Below are 13,216 nucleotides of genomic sequence, written 5' to 3' on the forward strand. Positions count from 1 at the left end.
AGGTCCAGACCGCCACCGCCCGTGCCGCCACCGAGGTCAAGGCGGCCCACCGGGCGGCGCGGGACCAGCTCGAGGCGGCCCGCGCCGAGGCCGCACGGCGCATCGACGAGGCCGTCGCCGCCCGGGAGCAGGCCTCAACGCGGCTGGAGGAGGCCCGGCGCGCCGCCGAACGCGACGCGCACACCCTCACCGAGCTACGCGCCGAACGCGACGCCCTGCGCGAGGACATCCGCCGCGAACGCGCCGAGGCCGCCCGCGGCCGCGCCGCCGCCGACACCGAGATCACCCGGATCCACGCCGAGGCGGCGGCGCAGCTCGACCAGGTCCGCGCGGCCGCGGCCGCCGAGGCTGAGCGGGTGCGTGCCGAGGCGGCGGCCGAACTCGACCGCGTCCGCTCCGAGAGCGAGGCCCGCCTGGCCGGCGAACGTCAGGCCGCCGCCGAACGTCTCACTGTGATCGGCGAGGCCCGCGCCGAGGCCCGGGCCCGCGCCGAACGCGCCGAACGCCAGGCCGACGAACTGACCGCGGAGCTTCGCGCCGTGCGCGCCAGCCCCACCCGCCCCGGCCCCACCTGATCAGGCCCCACCTGATGTAGACCTCGGTGTCGTACAGGTCCCAGCACCAGTCCCACACGTTGCCCAGCATGTCGTACAGGCCCCAGGAGTTGGGCTGTTTACCGCCCACGTCGTGGATTCGCCCGTGGGAGTTGCCGCGGTACCAGGCAATGTCGTCGAGCGGCCCGTACCGCGGGCCGCTCGTGCCGGCCCGGGCGGCGTACTCCCACTCAGCCTCGGTCGGCAGCCGGTACCCCTCGGCGCGGGTGTCCCACTCGGCACCCTCGCCGTCGGCCTGGACACGGTACGCGGGCGCCATCCCGTCACGGTGGGACAGGGCGTTGCAGAATCGGACCGCGTCCCACCAGGAAACCCCCTCGACGGGCAACCGGTCCCCGTGGGCCGAGCCCGGCCGCTGGCCGACAACCGCCGCGTACTGCTCCTGGGTGACCGGAAACGCCGCGAGACAGTACGGCGCGAGCTCGACCGACCAGCTGCGCTGCGTTCGCCGGTCGCACAGCGTCACCCGCCCCGGCGGGATGGAGATCAACGTGTTTCCCACGCCCGCGTCCATGGCCGGCGATCTTACCGAAGCTCGTCCGCACGGAGAGTCCCGGTAGGCGCGCGGGCTGTCCGTCTAGAGTGTTATTCTATGGGCGGTGTCGGGATTATGGGAGGCGTCGGGGTAGCGCCCAGTCGGGCCCGGCTGGTGGACGCGGCCGTGGCCTGCGTGCTGGAGCAGGGCTGGGAGGCCACGTCCATGCAGGCGGTTCGGCGCCGGGCCGGTGTCAGTAACGGCAGCCTGTTTCACTACTTCCCCACCCGGGGGGACCTGGCCGCGGCCGTGGTGGGTGCGGGTCTTGCCGATCATCAGAGCGCGCTGTGGGGTGAGCTGCACACCTCGACCGGGCCCCGCGACGGCGTGATCCGCCTGGTCACCCGCCATCTGCGGTGGGTGGAAGAGCATCCGCCGCTGGCCCGACTGCTGCTGACCGCGCCGGTCGATGTCCTGCGCGGCACGATCGATGAGCGCACCGCCGCGGACAACCGCGGCTTCTTCGCCGCGGTGGCCGACTGACTGCAGCGCCGGGTCGGCAGGCTCCGCCGCGACGAAGGCCGGGTAGAGGGTCCGGACGGCGTGCTCGAAGGCGTGCGGCGGCACGGGCCGGTCGTACTCGATGGCAGCGTCCAGGCGCTCGTCGAACTCGGCGATCCAGCGCCGGTAGCCGACCACGAGGGGATCGTCGGCGGGCCAGGCGGCGTAGATGCGACGGTGGGCGAGGGTGAAGGGGGTCGGGCTGCGCCGGTAGGCGGCGGCGACGGCCAGGTGGTCGGGCAGGAAGACGTCATCGTCATCCAGGAAGGCGATCAGGTCTCCGGAGGCGGTGGCGGCGCCCAGGTTGCGGGCGTGCGAGACGCTCCGCCGCTCTGGCAGCTCCAACAGGATGATCGCGAGCCGCCCGCCCCAGGCGTCGATGACCTGCTCGGGTGGGGTGCCGCCGTCGGCGACGACGATGACCTCGAAGTCGCGCAGGCTCTGGCGGTCCAGGCTGCGCAGGGCCCGGTCCAGGTGCGCGGGCCGGTCGGCGATGGGGATGACGACACTGATCACTGGCTGCTCCCGGCGTAGGGCTGGCAGCGGACTCGGGTGGTGGCCAGCTGCCAGGCCCGGCCGCCGGGCGCGGTCAGGCGCGCGGCGGTTCGGGCCGGGACGGCGGCCAGTCGGTAGATGTCACAGCGGGAGTTCCCGCCGCCCGCCTGCTTCGTGCGGATGCGGAGTTCCCGCAGGGCGCGGCCGTCGCGGCCGATCTCGATGCCGCGGCCGTGCTGGGCGTCGGTGACGAGCAGGGTTCCGCCCGGGAGTTGCTGGCAGCCTCCGGCGAGTTCGGTGAACAGCGCGTCTGGTGGATCGGCGTCGTAGGTGAACACGATCTCGCCAGTGGCGGGGTCGATCTCCAGGACGCGGGAGCGGCGCACGGCGCGCCCGTTGTCGAACACCAGCACGCTGCCGCCGGGCAGGGCGGAGGGCTGGTGCGGCCCGGACAGCTGGCCGGGTCCCCACCACCAGCGCACCGCACCGGCGCGCGGGTTGACGACGGCGATCAGGTCGAGCTCGCGCACCGCGACCAGGGTGTCGCCGTCGTCCCACAGGCCTGCCGGATGGGCGGGCACGGTCTCCAGGGTGTTGGCGTGCAGCACGTCGCACGGCGAGCCGGGCAGGTCCCGCAGCACACGGGAGACCTCTCGCCCGCGTCGCCCCGCGAGTCGGTGCAGGTCAGCGCATCCGGACGTCGCCGTGGCGCGGCGGGCGAGCTCGTCGTGGACTAGACCGCGCAGGTGGTCGACGGTGGCGAGCAGGTCGTACAGCGAGTGCTGCTCGGCTGGCCGCCCGCCGGCGTCGAGGACGGTGATCTGGTTGTCCAGCAGCAGGTACGGGCCGCCGGGCGCCGGGATGAGGCGGGGCTGCTCGGTCAGGACGTGCACCCGCCCGTCCGCGGCGACGTCCAGGTCGTGGTGGGCGGGCACCGGGGTGCTCCAGGCCACGCTGGAGTCGGGGCGGAGTTTTCAGCACCGCGTGCAGCGGCACGATCGCGTACAGGCTTCCGTCGGGGCCGAGCTCGACGTGGTTCCAGCCGCGCAGGTACGACGGCGGGTCGTCGCCGGGGTCGGGCTGCCCGGCGGCGTTGCTCCAGGCGTGTACGAGCCGGCCGTCTTGATCGGTCAGGCACGCCACCGGGTCCGGGTACGACGCCGACGGCGAGAACAGCAGCAGGACGTCGTCCGGCCTGCCGCGGTCTGGGTTCTCGCCGGTCACCGCATCTCCTGGCGCACGGCGTCGGCGAGGCGGCGGGCGACCTGCTCGCCGAGCGTGGGGCTGGAGCCCGTCGCGGTGTAGACGACGCCGCCGACGGTGGCGGCGTCCGCCGGGAGCGGGAAAAGGTGATAGGTGAACCGGCGGGGCGGGTGGTGTGCGGGACGATGTGCATGACCAGGCTGGACTCGACCATGCTCGCGTGGTGGTCGACGTCGCGGGGAATGCCGGTCTCGGCGGCCAGGGCGTCGCGGAAGTCCTCGCCGACCACGTCCTACCAGTTCACGATCATCACCCGGGTGCCGGGGATGGCGTCGGTGATGATCCGCGCGGCCTCGCAGAGGAAGCTGATGTTGTCGATCGCGGAGTTGACGACGACGAGGCGGCGCAGGCCGTGGCGCGCGAGCCCGGTGAGCACCTCGGTGATCAGGCGGGTGAAGAGGTCGCCGCTGAGGTTAAGGACGCCTGGGAAGTCGCCGCCGAGGCGCTGGGGCGGTGTCGCGACCCCGTAGCCGAGGGTCGGGGCGATGAGGGCGCCGGGAAGGTCGCGGGCGAGCCGGCCGGCGAAGTAGTCGCTGATCATCGTGTCGGCGGCCAGCGGCAGGTGCGGGCCGTGGGGCTCGACCGCGCCCACGGGCACGATCACCACGCTGGCGGCTTCACCGGTGTCGGGAGCCGGATCGCGGGTCGCGTCGTCGAAGGCGGGCCAGGTCATCTCGCCGAGCAGCATCGGCATCCCTTTCCGGGCGGGTTCGAGGGGCGGGCTGGGGTCAGGCTCCGGTCCAGCCCAGGCTGGGGAGCCCGCGCGGCCGGAGCCGCTCGCCCAGGCGCAGATTGAGGAAGTCCTCCTTGTTGCAGCAGCCGCCGTCTGCGGCACACGGCGCCCAGGTCGCCCCGTAGTTCTCCAGGCAGAACCCCGCGTCCTGGACGCGGCCGACCGGGTGCAGGTCCTCGGCGGAGTAGCGCGAACAGCGGTAGGCCACCCCGTGGATGTCGATGAACAGGTAGTCGTGCCCTGCCCGGCACTCCAGACCCCGCGGGCCGGCGAGCGCGGTGAGCGCAAGCCTGGTCAGCGCCGGGTCGCGTGCCCGCCGGGCCTGCGCAGCCTCGCCGGGGTCGAACAGCAGCGCGTTTACGACGACGAAGCAGCCGTAGGCATCGCGGGCGAGCGCGGCGGCGTCGATGAACTTCTCCAGGCTGATCTGGCCGGGGTGCCAGGTCAGCCACAGCGACACCTTGGCCATCTCGGCGGCCTCGGCCAGCAGGGGCAGGCGACGCTCGAGCAGCGAGGCGTTCGACAGCAGCTCCACGTAGCGGACGTTGTCCTGGCGGGTGAGCCAACCGGCCTGTTGGAGGAAGAACGAGGACGTGAACGGTTCGCCGAGGCTGCCCAGGCGGACCTCGACCGGATGCGGTCGGTTCCCGATCCAGCCGACCACGGCCGCCAGCACGTCCCGGTCGGCCGGGTTGGTCCAGTCGTAGCGGCGGCTCTTGGACCAGTCCCCGGTCGACACGCAGTACGGGCAGCCGAAGTTGCACAGCCGCTGCCCGGCAGCGCACCAGATCCTCATCGCGTCGGTCATGGCGGTCTTCCTCCCAGTTGGGTCAGTCGACGTTCTGGAAGTAAGTCGCCGCCCACGGCACCGGCCCGGTCGCAGGTGGCACTCGCGAACACCTCCACGCCGGCGGGCTCGTACCGGGCGCGGACGGCGGGCGCTTGTCACTGCGCACCACTCTGCACAGTGCAGGAACTCACATCGTGAGGACAGTATCTGAGTCCGGACCGAACGTGACAAGCCCCTGACGGGTTTTCGGCGCCGCGCGGTAGGGCGGAAGGGCGCGAGAAGGAGTCAGGGGCCGCAGCCTTCTGGAACGGCTGCGGCCCCTGACGGCTGGGGACGTCGGTCGCGCTACCTGCCGTGCCGCACTGGCTCCTCCGCCAAGCCGCCGAGCAGGTCGTCGAACTCGCCGTCGGTCACACCGGCCACGAAGGCACCCCACTCGGACTCGGTGAAGTAGAGGACCGTGCCGCCCAGACCAGCGACGCCCCGCACCATGATCGCCTGCCGCCCCGGCTCGAAGACCTTGTCGTCCCGGCGGAAGTCCGCCGGGACCTGCTCGGCCGGAATGTGCCCGGTGATGATACCGCCATCCCCAACGCTGCCCCAGATCTGCGCGCCGGCCTGCCTCCTGGTCTCGTCGACGAAGGCCGCCCAGACGTCCGGGGTGAACCACAGGTCGGGGCCCGACGGGAACTTGGAGTCGCGGACGCCTATCCGGCGGGCCGCGCCAGATCCGGCCGCGGCCACCTGAACGCAGTTGGCAGTCGGCTCGCTGCGAGTGGACTTGCGCCAAGCGGTGACGAGAGGGGCGATGGCGGGCGTGCTCACAGCACTGTTCATGGTGATCGCTTCCTAACGGTCAGGCAGCTTCGTCGCGGCCTGGCTGATGAACTCGACGCTGCCGGCGGGAGACAGCGCCACCTCGGCCAGCAGGTCGTACCGCTCGGCGTAGCGGGCGACCTGCGCCGAGTCGGTCACGATGACGTCGGTGGTGATAGACTCAATCGCCGCCACCACCGGGTCGCCCGGGTCGGGGTAGGTGTAGAGCGACAGCGCTCCCGGCAGCGTCTGGTAGTCGCGCACCACCGCCTCGATCGGCAGCACCCGCACCGTAGCAGCACGACGATACCCCCGATGATCGAACCGACGATGCCGGACGGTTGCAGCGCGCCCTCGCTGAGATCACGGTTGAACAGGACGTAGCCGAGGAAACCGCCGACGAACGAGCCGACGATGCCGAGCAGGATCGTCGCAGGGATACTCATCGGGTCGGGCCCGGGCACGAGCAGGCGCACGACCGCGCCGGCAACGAGACCAAGCAGCACCCAGCTGATGAGGGTCCAGACCACGGAAGACCTCCGGCCAGTAATGATTATCGATGGCCGACCGATGATCGAGGAGCTAGGACGTCCGCCGTATACCCGACCGACCCGGTTCGTCAAACAACGTCCGGAACGTCGTCCCGCGGACAGCCTGCCCGTCGAGATGACTCAGGAGATGGTGCGCCGCTGGATGGTGACCTCGTGCGGCTCACGGTCGGGGGTGTCGAGGGCGAAGCTGATGATCCGCCGAGGATGGATGCGGATGATCGCACCGTCGATGCGGCCGGCGGGACCGTCCGGGGCCTGGATGGCCTCCGCGGCGCCGCGGATCTCCAGGAAACGCACCCGCCACGGGTCACTGGAGACGATGTCGTCGATGACGATCGCGGCCCTGCCCTGCCGGGAGACGTTGTGGAACTTCTGGCTCGCGGCCATGTTGTACCCGCCGATGTCGATCGTGCCCAGCTTCTCGTTGAGGCTGAACCCGACCGGGTTGACCTGCGGGGTGCCGTCGGCACGCACGGTCGCCAGCCGGCCCAGGGGCTGGGTGCGCAGGTAGTCGGTCTCGAGCTCGGTGAAGGTCATGGCTTGCCTCCTCTGGTGGGGCGGAGCGGGGCCGCGGGACCGCCCCGACACTAGAAGCTCAAGCGCTGTTGAGGCCGAGGCGATAGCGTACCGGTGACGGCTATTACCGGTTCCCCGCCGGGCGGCCGAGGACGCCGCTGAGCTTCACACCGCGTGCCTCGGAGCCCGTCCACGATCCCGGGCGCGAGCCGCGGCGGACTAGGGTGGGTCTCGATGTTCCAGGATGTCCGGACGCCCCGGCGGTGAACGACGAGGCCACCATACCGATCCCCGGCCCCCGTGCGCTACCGGCCGGCTCCGCCGGCGCGGCACAGCCGCCGGTGCCGGTCCTGGCGCCGGGCACCGACGAGCAGCTCACCGCCGATCTGCTCGCCCGGGTAGGGGGCTACGCCCGCGCCGCGCGTTCCACGGCGACCTGGCGGGCCTACGACAGTGACCTGCGCCAGTTCCGGGCCTGGTGTGAACGCCAGACGGTGCCGCTGTGCCCGCTGCCGGCGACCCCGGCGACGGTCGCCGGTTACCTCGCCACGCTCGCCGACGCCGGGTACAAGCCCTCGACGATCCGCCGCCGGCTCGCCGCGATCTCCGTCTCCCACCAGCTCGGTCGCCATCCCAACCCGGCGAGCGCACCGGAGGTCTGCGCCGTCTGGGACGGTATCCGCCGCACCCGCGGGGTCCGCCCGGACCGCAAGACCGCGCTGGACACCTCCCTGCTGGCCCGGGTCGTCGCCGGGCTGCGCGACGACAACCTCGCCGACGTCCGCGACCGGGCACTGCTGCTGATCGGGTTCGCCGGCTGCCTGCGCCGCTCCGAACTCGTCGGCCTCGACGTCGCCGACCTGCTCGAGACCCCCGACGGAGTCGTCCTGACGATCCGGGCGTCGAAGACCGACCAGGAGGCCGCCGGTGCCCTGGTCGGCGTCGCCTACGGCTCCTACCGGCCGACCTGCCCGGTACGGGCCTGGCGGGCCTGGGCGGGCGCCGCCGCGCTGACCGACGGGCCGGCGTTCCGCGCGGTCAACCGGCACGGGCAGGTCGCGCCGGGGCGGCTCTACCCGGGCTCGGTGGCCCGGATCGTGCAGCGCCGGGTGGCCGCCGCCGGACTCGACCCGGCCGACTTCGCCGGGCATTCGCTGCGCTCCGGGTTCGCCACCGCCGCCGCCCGCGCCGGTGTCGCCGACCGGTCGATCATGCGCCAGGGCCGGTGGCGCTCCTCGGCGTCGCTCGACAGCTACGTCCGCGCCGGACGGCTGTTCGACCGCGACAACCCCTCCGGCCGCGTCGGGCTGTGAACCCGACCGGCCTGTTGCCGTCCCGTGGCCGCGGCCATCACCGTCGACTCCGTAGGAAGCCGTCGACGATCAACGCGACCAGGACCCCCATAGCTGGACGACGAGCCCGTCGGCGCTGACCAGCCCCGCCCGCAGCAGCGCGCCCCCGCCGGCGACCGCGACTATCGTGCATGCGGCGTAACCGACCCGACGATGCCCGTCGGATTCGCCGTGACGGTCCCCGGCGACCGGGGAGTCCGGCCTCGCCGGCGCGCCCACCGCGGCGCGCGGGTTCTCGCGGCGGGCGCCGCCCGGCAGGCGAAGGAGCAACGGACGCGGGTGCTCGCGCCTGTCCCGACGGCGTCGTCGACGCGGGCGGCGATGATTCATCGCAGGATACTCCTCGGGAAGCGGGTGTCGAATAGCACGGTGCCTGGGCCTGTTCACTGGACCGGCGGTACCGGGCAATAAGGTGGCGTGGATCGAGTCCTGGCCTGCATGCACCCTTCTTACTCAACGCAAGGAATGCGTGGCAAGATGCTTCGTCACCGGACCAAGGGAGGTCGACGCCGATGCCGAATGCGGCAACCGCCGTGCATTCATATCCTCCTACGCGATGGATCACGCCGTATCCGGAGGGTCAATGCGGCAACTCCTGACGCATTCTTTCCGGCTCCCGCGTCCCCGCGATCGTCCACGAGAAGGTGCCATGTCCGGTAAACCACAACAGCCACCGCGCGCAACCGGGGACTCCCACCTCGACGCTCTCCTGGCCCGCCGCTACAAGGACTACGAATTCGTAATGAAGTAATTAATGCAAGCCAATATGCGTCTTCGCAGGTCACGGGCTCGCGAGGACCCCGAAGTGAACAATTTATTTCATTCCGAATCCTACGAGCAGCACTACAAACGGTACGGAGTGTCGTTGGGTGCGATCGCCCGCGAGCTTGCCCCTGACGGGGCGGGCCGGGACGAACACCGCAACCTCGCGGCGCGGATCGGCCGCTTCTACCTGACCGGAACGGGGCAGTCCGCCGCCCGCTGGGCTTACTTCGAGACGGAGCTTCGGCTGTGGTTCTCCGCCGCGAAGACGCCAGCCGCGGAGCGAAAGACCATACTGGATGAGTACGCCGCGCTGTATCGCCGGGCCTTCCCGCACGCGACCGACGGCCCGTATGGGGCGCGGGCGGACACCGACGTGTCGTTCGAACAGCATGTCCAGAGTATCATGGCCGGGTTCACCCTGCTTCTCGGCACGAAGAGCATGCCCAGTGAATTGTCCGGTGAGGAGCTCCGGCGGATCGCCGGCGACCTGATTCCTCTCCTGGACAACAAAAGTATGTTCAATCCCTGCCTGGCCCTGAGCATGGAAATGACCAGAAGGCCGTTCGATGAGCAGAGCCGAGCGGCCGCGGAGGCGATCACCACGTGCGACGAAAGGCTCGCTGAAATCGATCAGGCGCTCTGCGGGATCGGGGGACACGGTGTCCGGCGGCTACGCCGCGCCATCGCAGAGCACCGAACGGAACACCGTCGGATGCTTATGCTCCCCCCGATTGCCGACGGGGCCTTCCCAGACCTCGCCCGTACCGACGGCGTGCATCCGCCCGCAGGCACGGGATCGCCGTTGTCCGCCGGGTCCGCGGGGGGGGGAAGGCCCGCCATGGGAACCGGATGTGACGGTGAACCGGATGTGACAATGGCCTGCCGATGACGGCACAGGGGGCGGTAACCGGTCCGCTTTCGGCGGCGGGAACGGCACCGGCCAGACTCGTCCCCCGATCGGCATTTATGATCATCTTTTTGGGGGTAGGGTGGGCGTGGCAGGCTGCTGGGTGTGAGCAGGGGCAGCGCCGGGGCCGATCACGTCCGCGGCACAGACGGCGAGGACGGTCCCCCGGCCGGGACGGGCAGCACCCCGACCGATGTGCCCGATGTTTCCGATGGGCCCAGGGAGTTCGGTTCGCCTCGCCAGGTGTTCCAGGTGCTCCCGCCGGACGCGGGTACCGATGTCGGGGCGGCCGCGGCGGGTCCGTCGTGGGACATCATCCTGTCCCACGCGAACGCGCCGCGGGACGCCGCGTGGGCGCGCTGGCTGGCCTGGCAGCTCGAGCAGGCCGGCTACCGGGTTGTGAGCCATCCGCTGACCGCGGCCCCCGCGGGACCCGACCCCGCCGGGGACACGGCGCTCCCCGGCGACCCGGCGCTCGACCTGGACCGGCATCTCACCCTCGGCGGGGAGATCCTGCTGATCTGGTCGTCCGCCTACCTGGCCGCGCTCACCCGCTCGGCCCAGGCCGGGGCCGCCGTGCCGGTGCCGGCGGTCCGGTCCCGCGGCGGGGGACGGTGCGAATGCCGCCCTCGGGGGAACGGGCGCCCCTGCCGGGGGAACGGCGGGTGTCGGGGGAACGGCGCGGGGAGGACCGGCAGGGCGCCCGGCCCGGCCCGTTCGGGCATCTGCTCGCCTTCGACCTGTTCGGGCTGGACGCCACCACCGCCCGCGACTGGCTGCTACGCCAGGTCACGGTCGTTGCCCCGTGGCCGGCCGGGGGGCTCGTGCCACCCCCCTTTCCCGCGGAGGTCCCGGCGGAGGTCCCGGAGGTCCCGGCGGATGCGACGGGGCCCGGCCGGCGCCCGCACCGTTCCCGCGCCGGGCACGCACACCCGGGCTCCCGGGATCTCAGCGCGGCACGACGGGTCGCGGTGCTGCCGCAGGAGCGCGGTCATCCGATGAGCGTGGCGTTCAAGCCCCTCCGGCTCGCTGCTGGCCACCGGCGGCACCGACACGACCGTACGGCTGTGGGCGTGGGCGTTCCCCGCCCCGCCGCGACTGATCGCGACCGTCGGCTACGGGCGGCGGATCAACCAGGAGTGGGTGCGGGCGGTGACGTTCAGCCCGGACGGGCGGGTGCTCGCCGCCGCCGGGGACGCCGGCACCACCGTGCTCTGGCAGGTCGGCGACCCCACCCGCCCACTGCCGCTGATGACGCTGATGACGCTGACCGGGCATCGCGGCTACCTGCACGATCTCGCCTTCAGCCCGGGGGCACGCTGCTGGCCACCGTCGGCGACGACCGGGCGGTGCTGCTGTGGGACCTGGCCGAACCGGGGGCTCCCCGGCGGGCTGCGGTCCTCGCCGGGCATCGCGGTCCCGTGCACACGGTCGCGTTCAGCCCGGACGGTGATCTGCTCGCCGCCGCCGGCAGGGACCGGACCATCCGGGTCTACTCGGTCGCCGACCCCACGGCCCAGACCGTGCTGGCCGCGGTCGCCGACCATCGCCGGGCCGTGCACACGCTCGCCTTCAGCCCGGACGGCACCCTGCTCGCCGCCGGCGGCGGCGAGCAGACCGTGACCCTGCGCGAGGTCACCGATCCAGAGTGTTCCGGGCCCGCCCACCGGCTGCCCCCGCACGGCGGGCCGGTGCACGAGGTGGCCTTCGCCCCGGACAGCCGGCTGCTGGCCACCGCCGGCGCCGACCGCGTCACCGCCGGGTGGGAGCTGTTCCCTGGCCGCTGAGGGGCCGGGCCGGGGACGCCACGCCGGGATCGGGGCCGGGGACGCCGGTCCACCGCCGGCGAAGCGGTGCGCGTTCAGGCGTCGCCGAGATCCTGCCCAAGGGGGAGATGGCGGTAGATGGTGGTCCGTCCGCGCCGGGTGAGCGCGGCCACCAGGTCGATCGGCACTCCGCCGGCGCGGGCGGCCTCCCACATTCTCTCCTCCGCCTCGCAGGTGGCATCGACTGAGGCGGACAGGGCGGCCATGAGCTCATGGTGAGCCTGCGTCCTCGGCGTCCACGGCGGGCGGGGCATCCACCCACCTTATGGGCGTACCAGATTGACATGCAAACACGTGGGAGATTAGCGTTTCAGATAGGTATGCGAACTGGGAATGTGATGCATCTGTCGCGGCATTGCCGCATTCTGGCCCTACCCGAGCATCCGAAGGGACCTCATGATGGCCAGATACACCTGCACGTACTGCGGTATCATCTCGGATCCGGGTCCCCACCAAGGCCGAGGCATCCCAACTGCTCGCCACCCACATGCAGGTCCGCCACGGCGGGCTGGGCCGCGGCCCCCAACCGGCCGTCATCCCGCGGACCGGTTCACGTCGCGTCCGGCGCCGCTGACAGTCCGCTGGCAGTCCCGCACCGCCCTTCGTCCCGCTCGCCCACGGAGCCGGGGCGGGGCACCGGTGGTGCTCAGGCGGCCGGCGACGGAGCGGCCAGTCCGATCAGCCGGTGCACACGCAACGGGACGGGCCTGCCCTGCACGACGAGGGGATCCGCCTCGCTCGCGGTGACGCTGTCCCGGACGAGATGATAGGTGGTGTCGCCGATGAAGATCTCGCCGGCGGGCGCGGCGTGTTCCAGTCGGAAGGCGACGTTCACCGGGTCGCCACTCACGCCACCGGCACTGACGCCACCGGCGGCGACGGTGACCTCGCCGGTGTTGATCCCGATCCGCACGCGCAGTCTCAGGTCCCGGTCGTGGTGACGTTCGGTGTTGAGCGCCTCCGTCGCGGCCCGGATCTCGAGGGCGGCGTGGACGGCGCGCAGCGCGTCGTCCACGTTCGGCTGGGGGACGCCGAACAGGGCGAACGCGGCGTCACCGATGAATCTCTCGACCGAGCCGCCGTGCGTGGAGACGATGGTGCGCACGAGGCTGAACGCCCGCCGCAGGACCTCCTGCAGCGATTCCGGGTCGATTCCTCTGCCGATGTCGGTGGTCCCGGTGATGCCCACGAACATGCTCGTGGCGGTGATGCAGGCGTCCCGTTCCGGGTCCTGCCGGATGTCGCCGGTATCCTCGCGTGCCATGGTCCCATCCTGACGCGCCGTCCCGCCGGTGAAGACGTGATTTCCGCGCCGTGGCCCGACCGGGGGATCGGGCCCGGCGTCGGCATAGCGCCGCCGACGACCGGTCTGCCGGTCAGCGGCGGCGCGGGGAACGAGGAGAACTCGCCGACCGCCGCGGCCGGGCCGCACTGGGCAACGACGAGGGGATCGGCGCCGTCCCGGGCGTGGGGTCCGAGCCTGCCGCGGGGCGCGTCCGGGGGTCCGGCCGCGCCGGGTCCGCCGGGCGCGTCCAGTGCACGGGGCGGGTCC

Annotated in this window: 16 protein-coding genes and 3 pseudogenes; 7 read left to right on the forward strand and 12 right to left on the reverse strand. The window is 72.2% G+C overall.

Annotated elements, in window-relative coordinates:
• Positions 1 to 447: 447 nt before the first annotated feature.
• The gene (locus AC08OT_RS13560; RefSeq protein ID WP_476602870.1) at positions 448 to 1,116 is read right to left on the reverse strand and encodes a formylglycine-generating enzyme family protein; all 669 of its coding nucleotides are present in this window, start codon (positions 1,114 to 1,116) and stop codon (positions 448 to 450) included.
• A gap of 198 nt (positions 1,117 to 1,314) precedes the next feature.
• Here AC08OT_RS13560 and AC08OT_RS13565 point away from each other — a divergent pair, with 198 nt between their 5' ends.
• Positions 1,315 to 1,632 carry a TetR/AcrR family transcriptional regulator gene (locus AC08OT_RS13565; protein ID WP_476595476.1) on the forward strand — a complete coding sequence of 106 codons (318 nt, stop codon included), beginning with the start codon at positions 1,315 to 1,317 and terminating at the stop codon, positions 1,630 to 1,632.
• Between the two features lie 240 nt (positions 1,633 to 1,872).
• On the opposite strand, the pseudogene AC08OT_RS13570 reads toward AC08OT_RS13565, so the two are convergent.
• Together AC08OT_RS13570 and AC08OT_RS13575 are read right to left on the reverse strand one after the other, a co-directional pair.
• Positions 1,873 to 2,166 (reverse strand): annotated as a pseudogene (locus AC08OT_RS13570) (glycosyltransferase family 2 protein); the annotation flags it as partial.
• A complete protein-coding gene (locus tag AC08OT_RS13575) occupies positions 2,163 to 3,098 on the reverse strand; it encodes an arylsulfotransferase family protein (RefSeq protein ID WP_476592999.1) in 936 nt (311 codons plus the stop codon). The gene AC08OT_RS13575 and the pseudogene AC08OT_RS13570, both read right to left, overlap by 4 nt.
• A gap of 31 nt (positions 3,099 to 3,129) precedes the next feature.
• Between AC08OT_RS13575 and AC08OT_RS13580 the strand changes: the two genes are divergently transcribed.
• On the forward strand, positions 3,130 to 3,450 hold the full coding sequence (locus AC08OT_RS13580; RefSeq protein WP_476602871.1) for a hypothetical protein: 321 nt from the start codon (positions 3,130 to 3,132) through the stop codon (positions 3,448 to 3,450).
• A gap of 190 nt (positions 3,451 to 3,640) precedes the next feature.
• Here the strand turns inward: AC08OT_RS13580 and AC08OT_RS13585 are convergent, their stop codons facing one another.
• From AC08OT_RS13585 to AC08OT_RS13610, 6 genes are all read right to left on the reverse strand, one after another.
• Positions 3,641 to 4,096: a creatininase family protein gene (locus AC08OT_RS13585; RefSeq protein ID WP_476595467.1), complete on the reverse strand. Its 456-nt coding sequence runs from the start codon at positions 4,094 to 4,096 to the stop codon at positions 3,641 to 3,643.
• A 40-nt stretch (positions 4,097 to 4,136) separates the two neighbouring features.
• Positions 4,137 to 4,949, reverse strand: a complete 813-nt coding sequence (locus AC08OT_RS13590; RefSeq protein ID WP_476593002.1) for a hypothetical protein — start codon at positions 4,947 to 4,949, stop codon at positions 4,137 to 4,139.
• Between the two features lie 327 nt (positions 4,950 to 5,276).
• Complete coding sequence (locus AC08OT_RS13595; protein WP_476593003.1) at positions 5,277 to 5,768, reverse strand: DUF397 domain-containing protein; 492 nt, start codon at positions 5,766 to 5,768, stop codon at positions 5,277 to 5,279.
• A gap of 12 nt (positions 5,769 to 5,780) precedes the next feature.
• Positions 5,781 to 6,014 (reverse strand): Scr1 family TA system antitoxin-like transcriptional regulator, encoded by a 234-nt coding sequence (locus tag AC08OT_RS13600; RefSeq protein ID WP_476602872.1) that lies wholly within the window; start codon positions 6,012 to 6,014, stop codon positions 5,781 to 5,783.
• Positions 5,903 to 6,277 (reverse strand): GlsB/YeaQ/YmgE family stress response membrane protein, encoded by a 375-nt coding sequence (locus AC08OT_RS13605; RefSeq protein WP_476602873.1) that lies wholly within the window; start codon positions 6,275 to 6,277, stop codon positions 5,903 to 5,905. The genes AC08OT_RS13600 and AC08OT_RS13605 overlap by 112 nt, the downstream gene beginning before the upstream one ends.
• Positions 6,278 to 6,418: 141 nt before the next feature.
• Complete coding sequence (locus tag AC08OT_RS13610; RefSeq protein WP_476593011.1) at positions 6,419 to 6,835, reverse strand: PPOX class F420-dependent oxidoreductase; 417 nt, start codon at positions 6,833 to 6,835, stop codon at positions 6,419 to 6,421.
• Between the two features lie 203 nt (positions 6,836 to 7,038).
• On the opposite strand from AC08OT_RS13610, the gene AC08OT_RS13615 reads away from it, so the two are divergent.
• Positions 7,039 to 8,127 carry a site-specific integrase gene (locus AC08OT_RS13615; protein WP_476593012.1) on the forward strand — a complete coding sequence of 363 codons (1,089 nt, stop codon included), beginning with the start codon at positions 7,039 to 7,041 and terminating at the stop codon, positions 8,125 to 8,127.
• A gap of 69 nt (positions 8,128 to 8,196) precedes the next feature.
• On the opposite strand, the gene AC08OT_RS13620 is transcribed toward AC08OT_RS13615, so the two are convergent.
• Complete coding sequence (locus tag AC08OT_RS13620) at positions 8,197 to 8,436, reverse strand: hypothetical protein (protein WP_476593013.1); 240 nt, start codon at positions 8,434 to 8,436, stop codon at positions 8,197 to 8,199.
• Between the two features lie 535 nt (positions 8,437 to 8,971).
• On the opposite strand from AC08OT_RS13620, the gene AC08OT_RS13625 reads away from it, so the two are divergent.
• The 3 genes and pseudogenes from AC08OT_RS13625 to AC08OT_RS13635 all read left to right on the forward strand — a co-directional run bounded on the left by AC08OT_RS13625 (position 8,972) and on the right by AC08OT_RS13635 (position 11,625).
• Complete coding sequence (locus AC08OT_RS13625) at positions 8,972 to 9,820, forward strand: hypothetical protein (RefSeq protein WP_476602874.1); 849 nt, start codon at positions 8,972 to 8,974, stop codon at positions 9,818 to 9,820.
• A 1,050-nt stretch (positions 9,821 to 10,870) separates the two neighbouring features.
• Positions 10,871 to 11,020, forward strand: a pseudogene (locus tag AC08OT_RS13630) (hypothetical protein); the annotation flags it as partial.
• 239 nt (positions 11,021 to 11,259) lie between these two features.
• Positions 11,260 to 11,625, forward strand: a complete 366-nt coding sequence (locus AC08OT_RS13635) for a WD40 repeat domain-containing protein (RefSeq protein ID WP_476595477.1) — start codon at positions 11,260 to 11,262, stop codon at positions 11,623 to 11,625.
• A 74-nt stretch (positions 11,626 to 11,699) separates the two neighbouring features.
• Here the strand turns inward: AC08OT_RS13635 and AC08OT_RS13640 are convergent, their stop codons facing one another.
• Together AC08OT_RS13640 and AC08OT_RS13645 are read right to left on the reverse strand one after the other, a co-directional pair.
• Entirely contained in the window at positions 11,700 to 11,918 is a 219-nt protein-coding gene (locus tag AC08OT_RS13640) for a hypothetical protein (RefSeq protein ID WP_476602875.1), read from the reverse strand.
• Positions 11,919 to 12,310: 392 nt separating this feature from the next.
• Positions 12,311 to 12,928 (reverse strand): adenylate/guanylate cyclase domain-containing protein, encoded by a 618-nt coding sequence (locus tag AC08OT_RS13645; protein ID WP_476595474.1) that lies wholly within the window; start codon positions 12,926 to 12,928, stop codon positions 12,311 to 12,313.
• 36 nt (positions 12,929 to 12,964) lie between these two features.
• Between AC08OT_RS13645 and AC08OT_RS13650 the strand changes: the two are divergent.
• Positions 12,965 to 13,216: pseudogene (locus AC08OT_RS13650) on the forward strand (hypothetical protein); the annotation flags it as partial.

The organism is Frankia sp. CgJB1 (assembly GCF_977947065.1).

Bases quoted from the DNA above. Each gene is read 5' to 3' on its own strand.
- AC08OT_RS13585 (WP_476595467.1), bottom strand. From the start codon at position 4,096: ATGCTGCTCGGCGAGATGACCTGGCCCGCCTTCGACGACGCGACCCGC.
- AC08OT_RS13640 (WP_476602875.1), bottom strand. From the start codon at position 11,918: ATGCCCCGCCCGCCGTGGACGCCGAGGACGCAGGCTCACCATGAGCTC.
- AC08OT_RS13645 (WP_476595474.1), bottom strand. From the start codon at position 12,928: ATGGCACGCGAGGATACCGGCGACATCCGGCAGGACCCGGAACGGGAC.
- AC08OT_RS13590 (WP_476593002.1), bottom strand. From the start codon at position 4,949: ATGACCGACGCGATGAGGATCTGGTGCGCTGCCGGGCAGCGGCTGTGC.
- AC08OT_RS13610 (WP_476593011.1), bottom strand. From the start codon at position 6,835: ATGACCTTCACCGAGCTCGAGACCGACTACCTGCGCACCCAGCCCCTG.
- AC08OT_RS13595 (WP_476593003.1), bottom strand. From the start codon at position 5,768: ATGAACAGTGCTGTGAGCACGCCCGCCATCGCCCCTCTCGTCACCGCT.
- AC08OT_RS13565 (WP_476595476.1), top strand. From the start codon at position 1,315: ATGCAGGCGGTTCGGCGCCGGGCCGGTGTCAGTAACGGCAGCCTGTTT.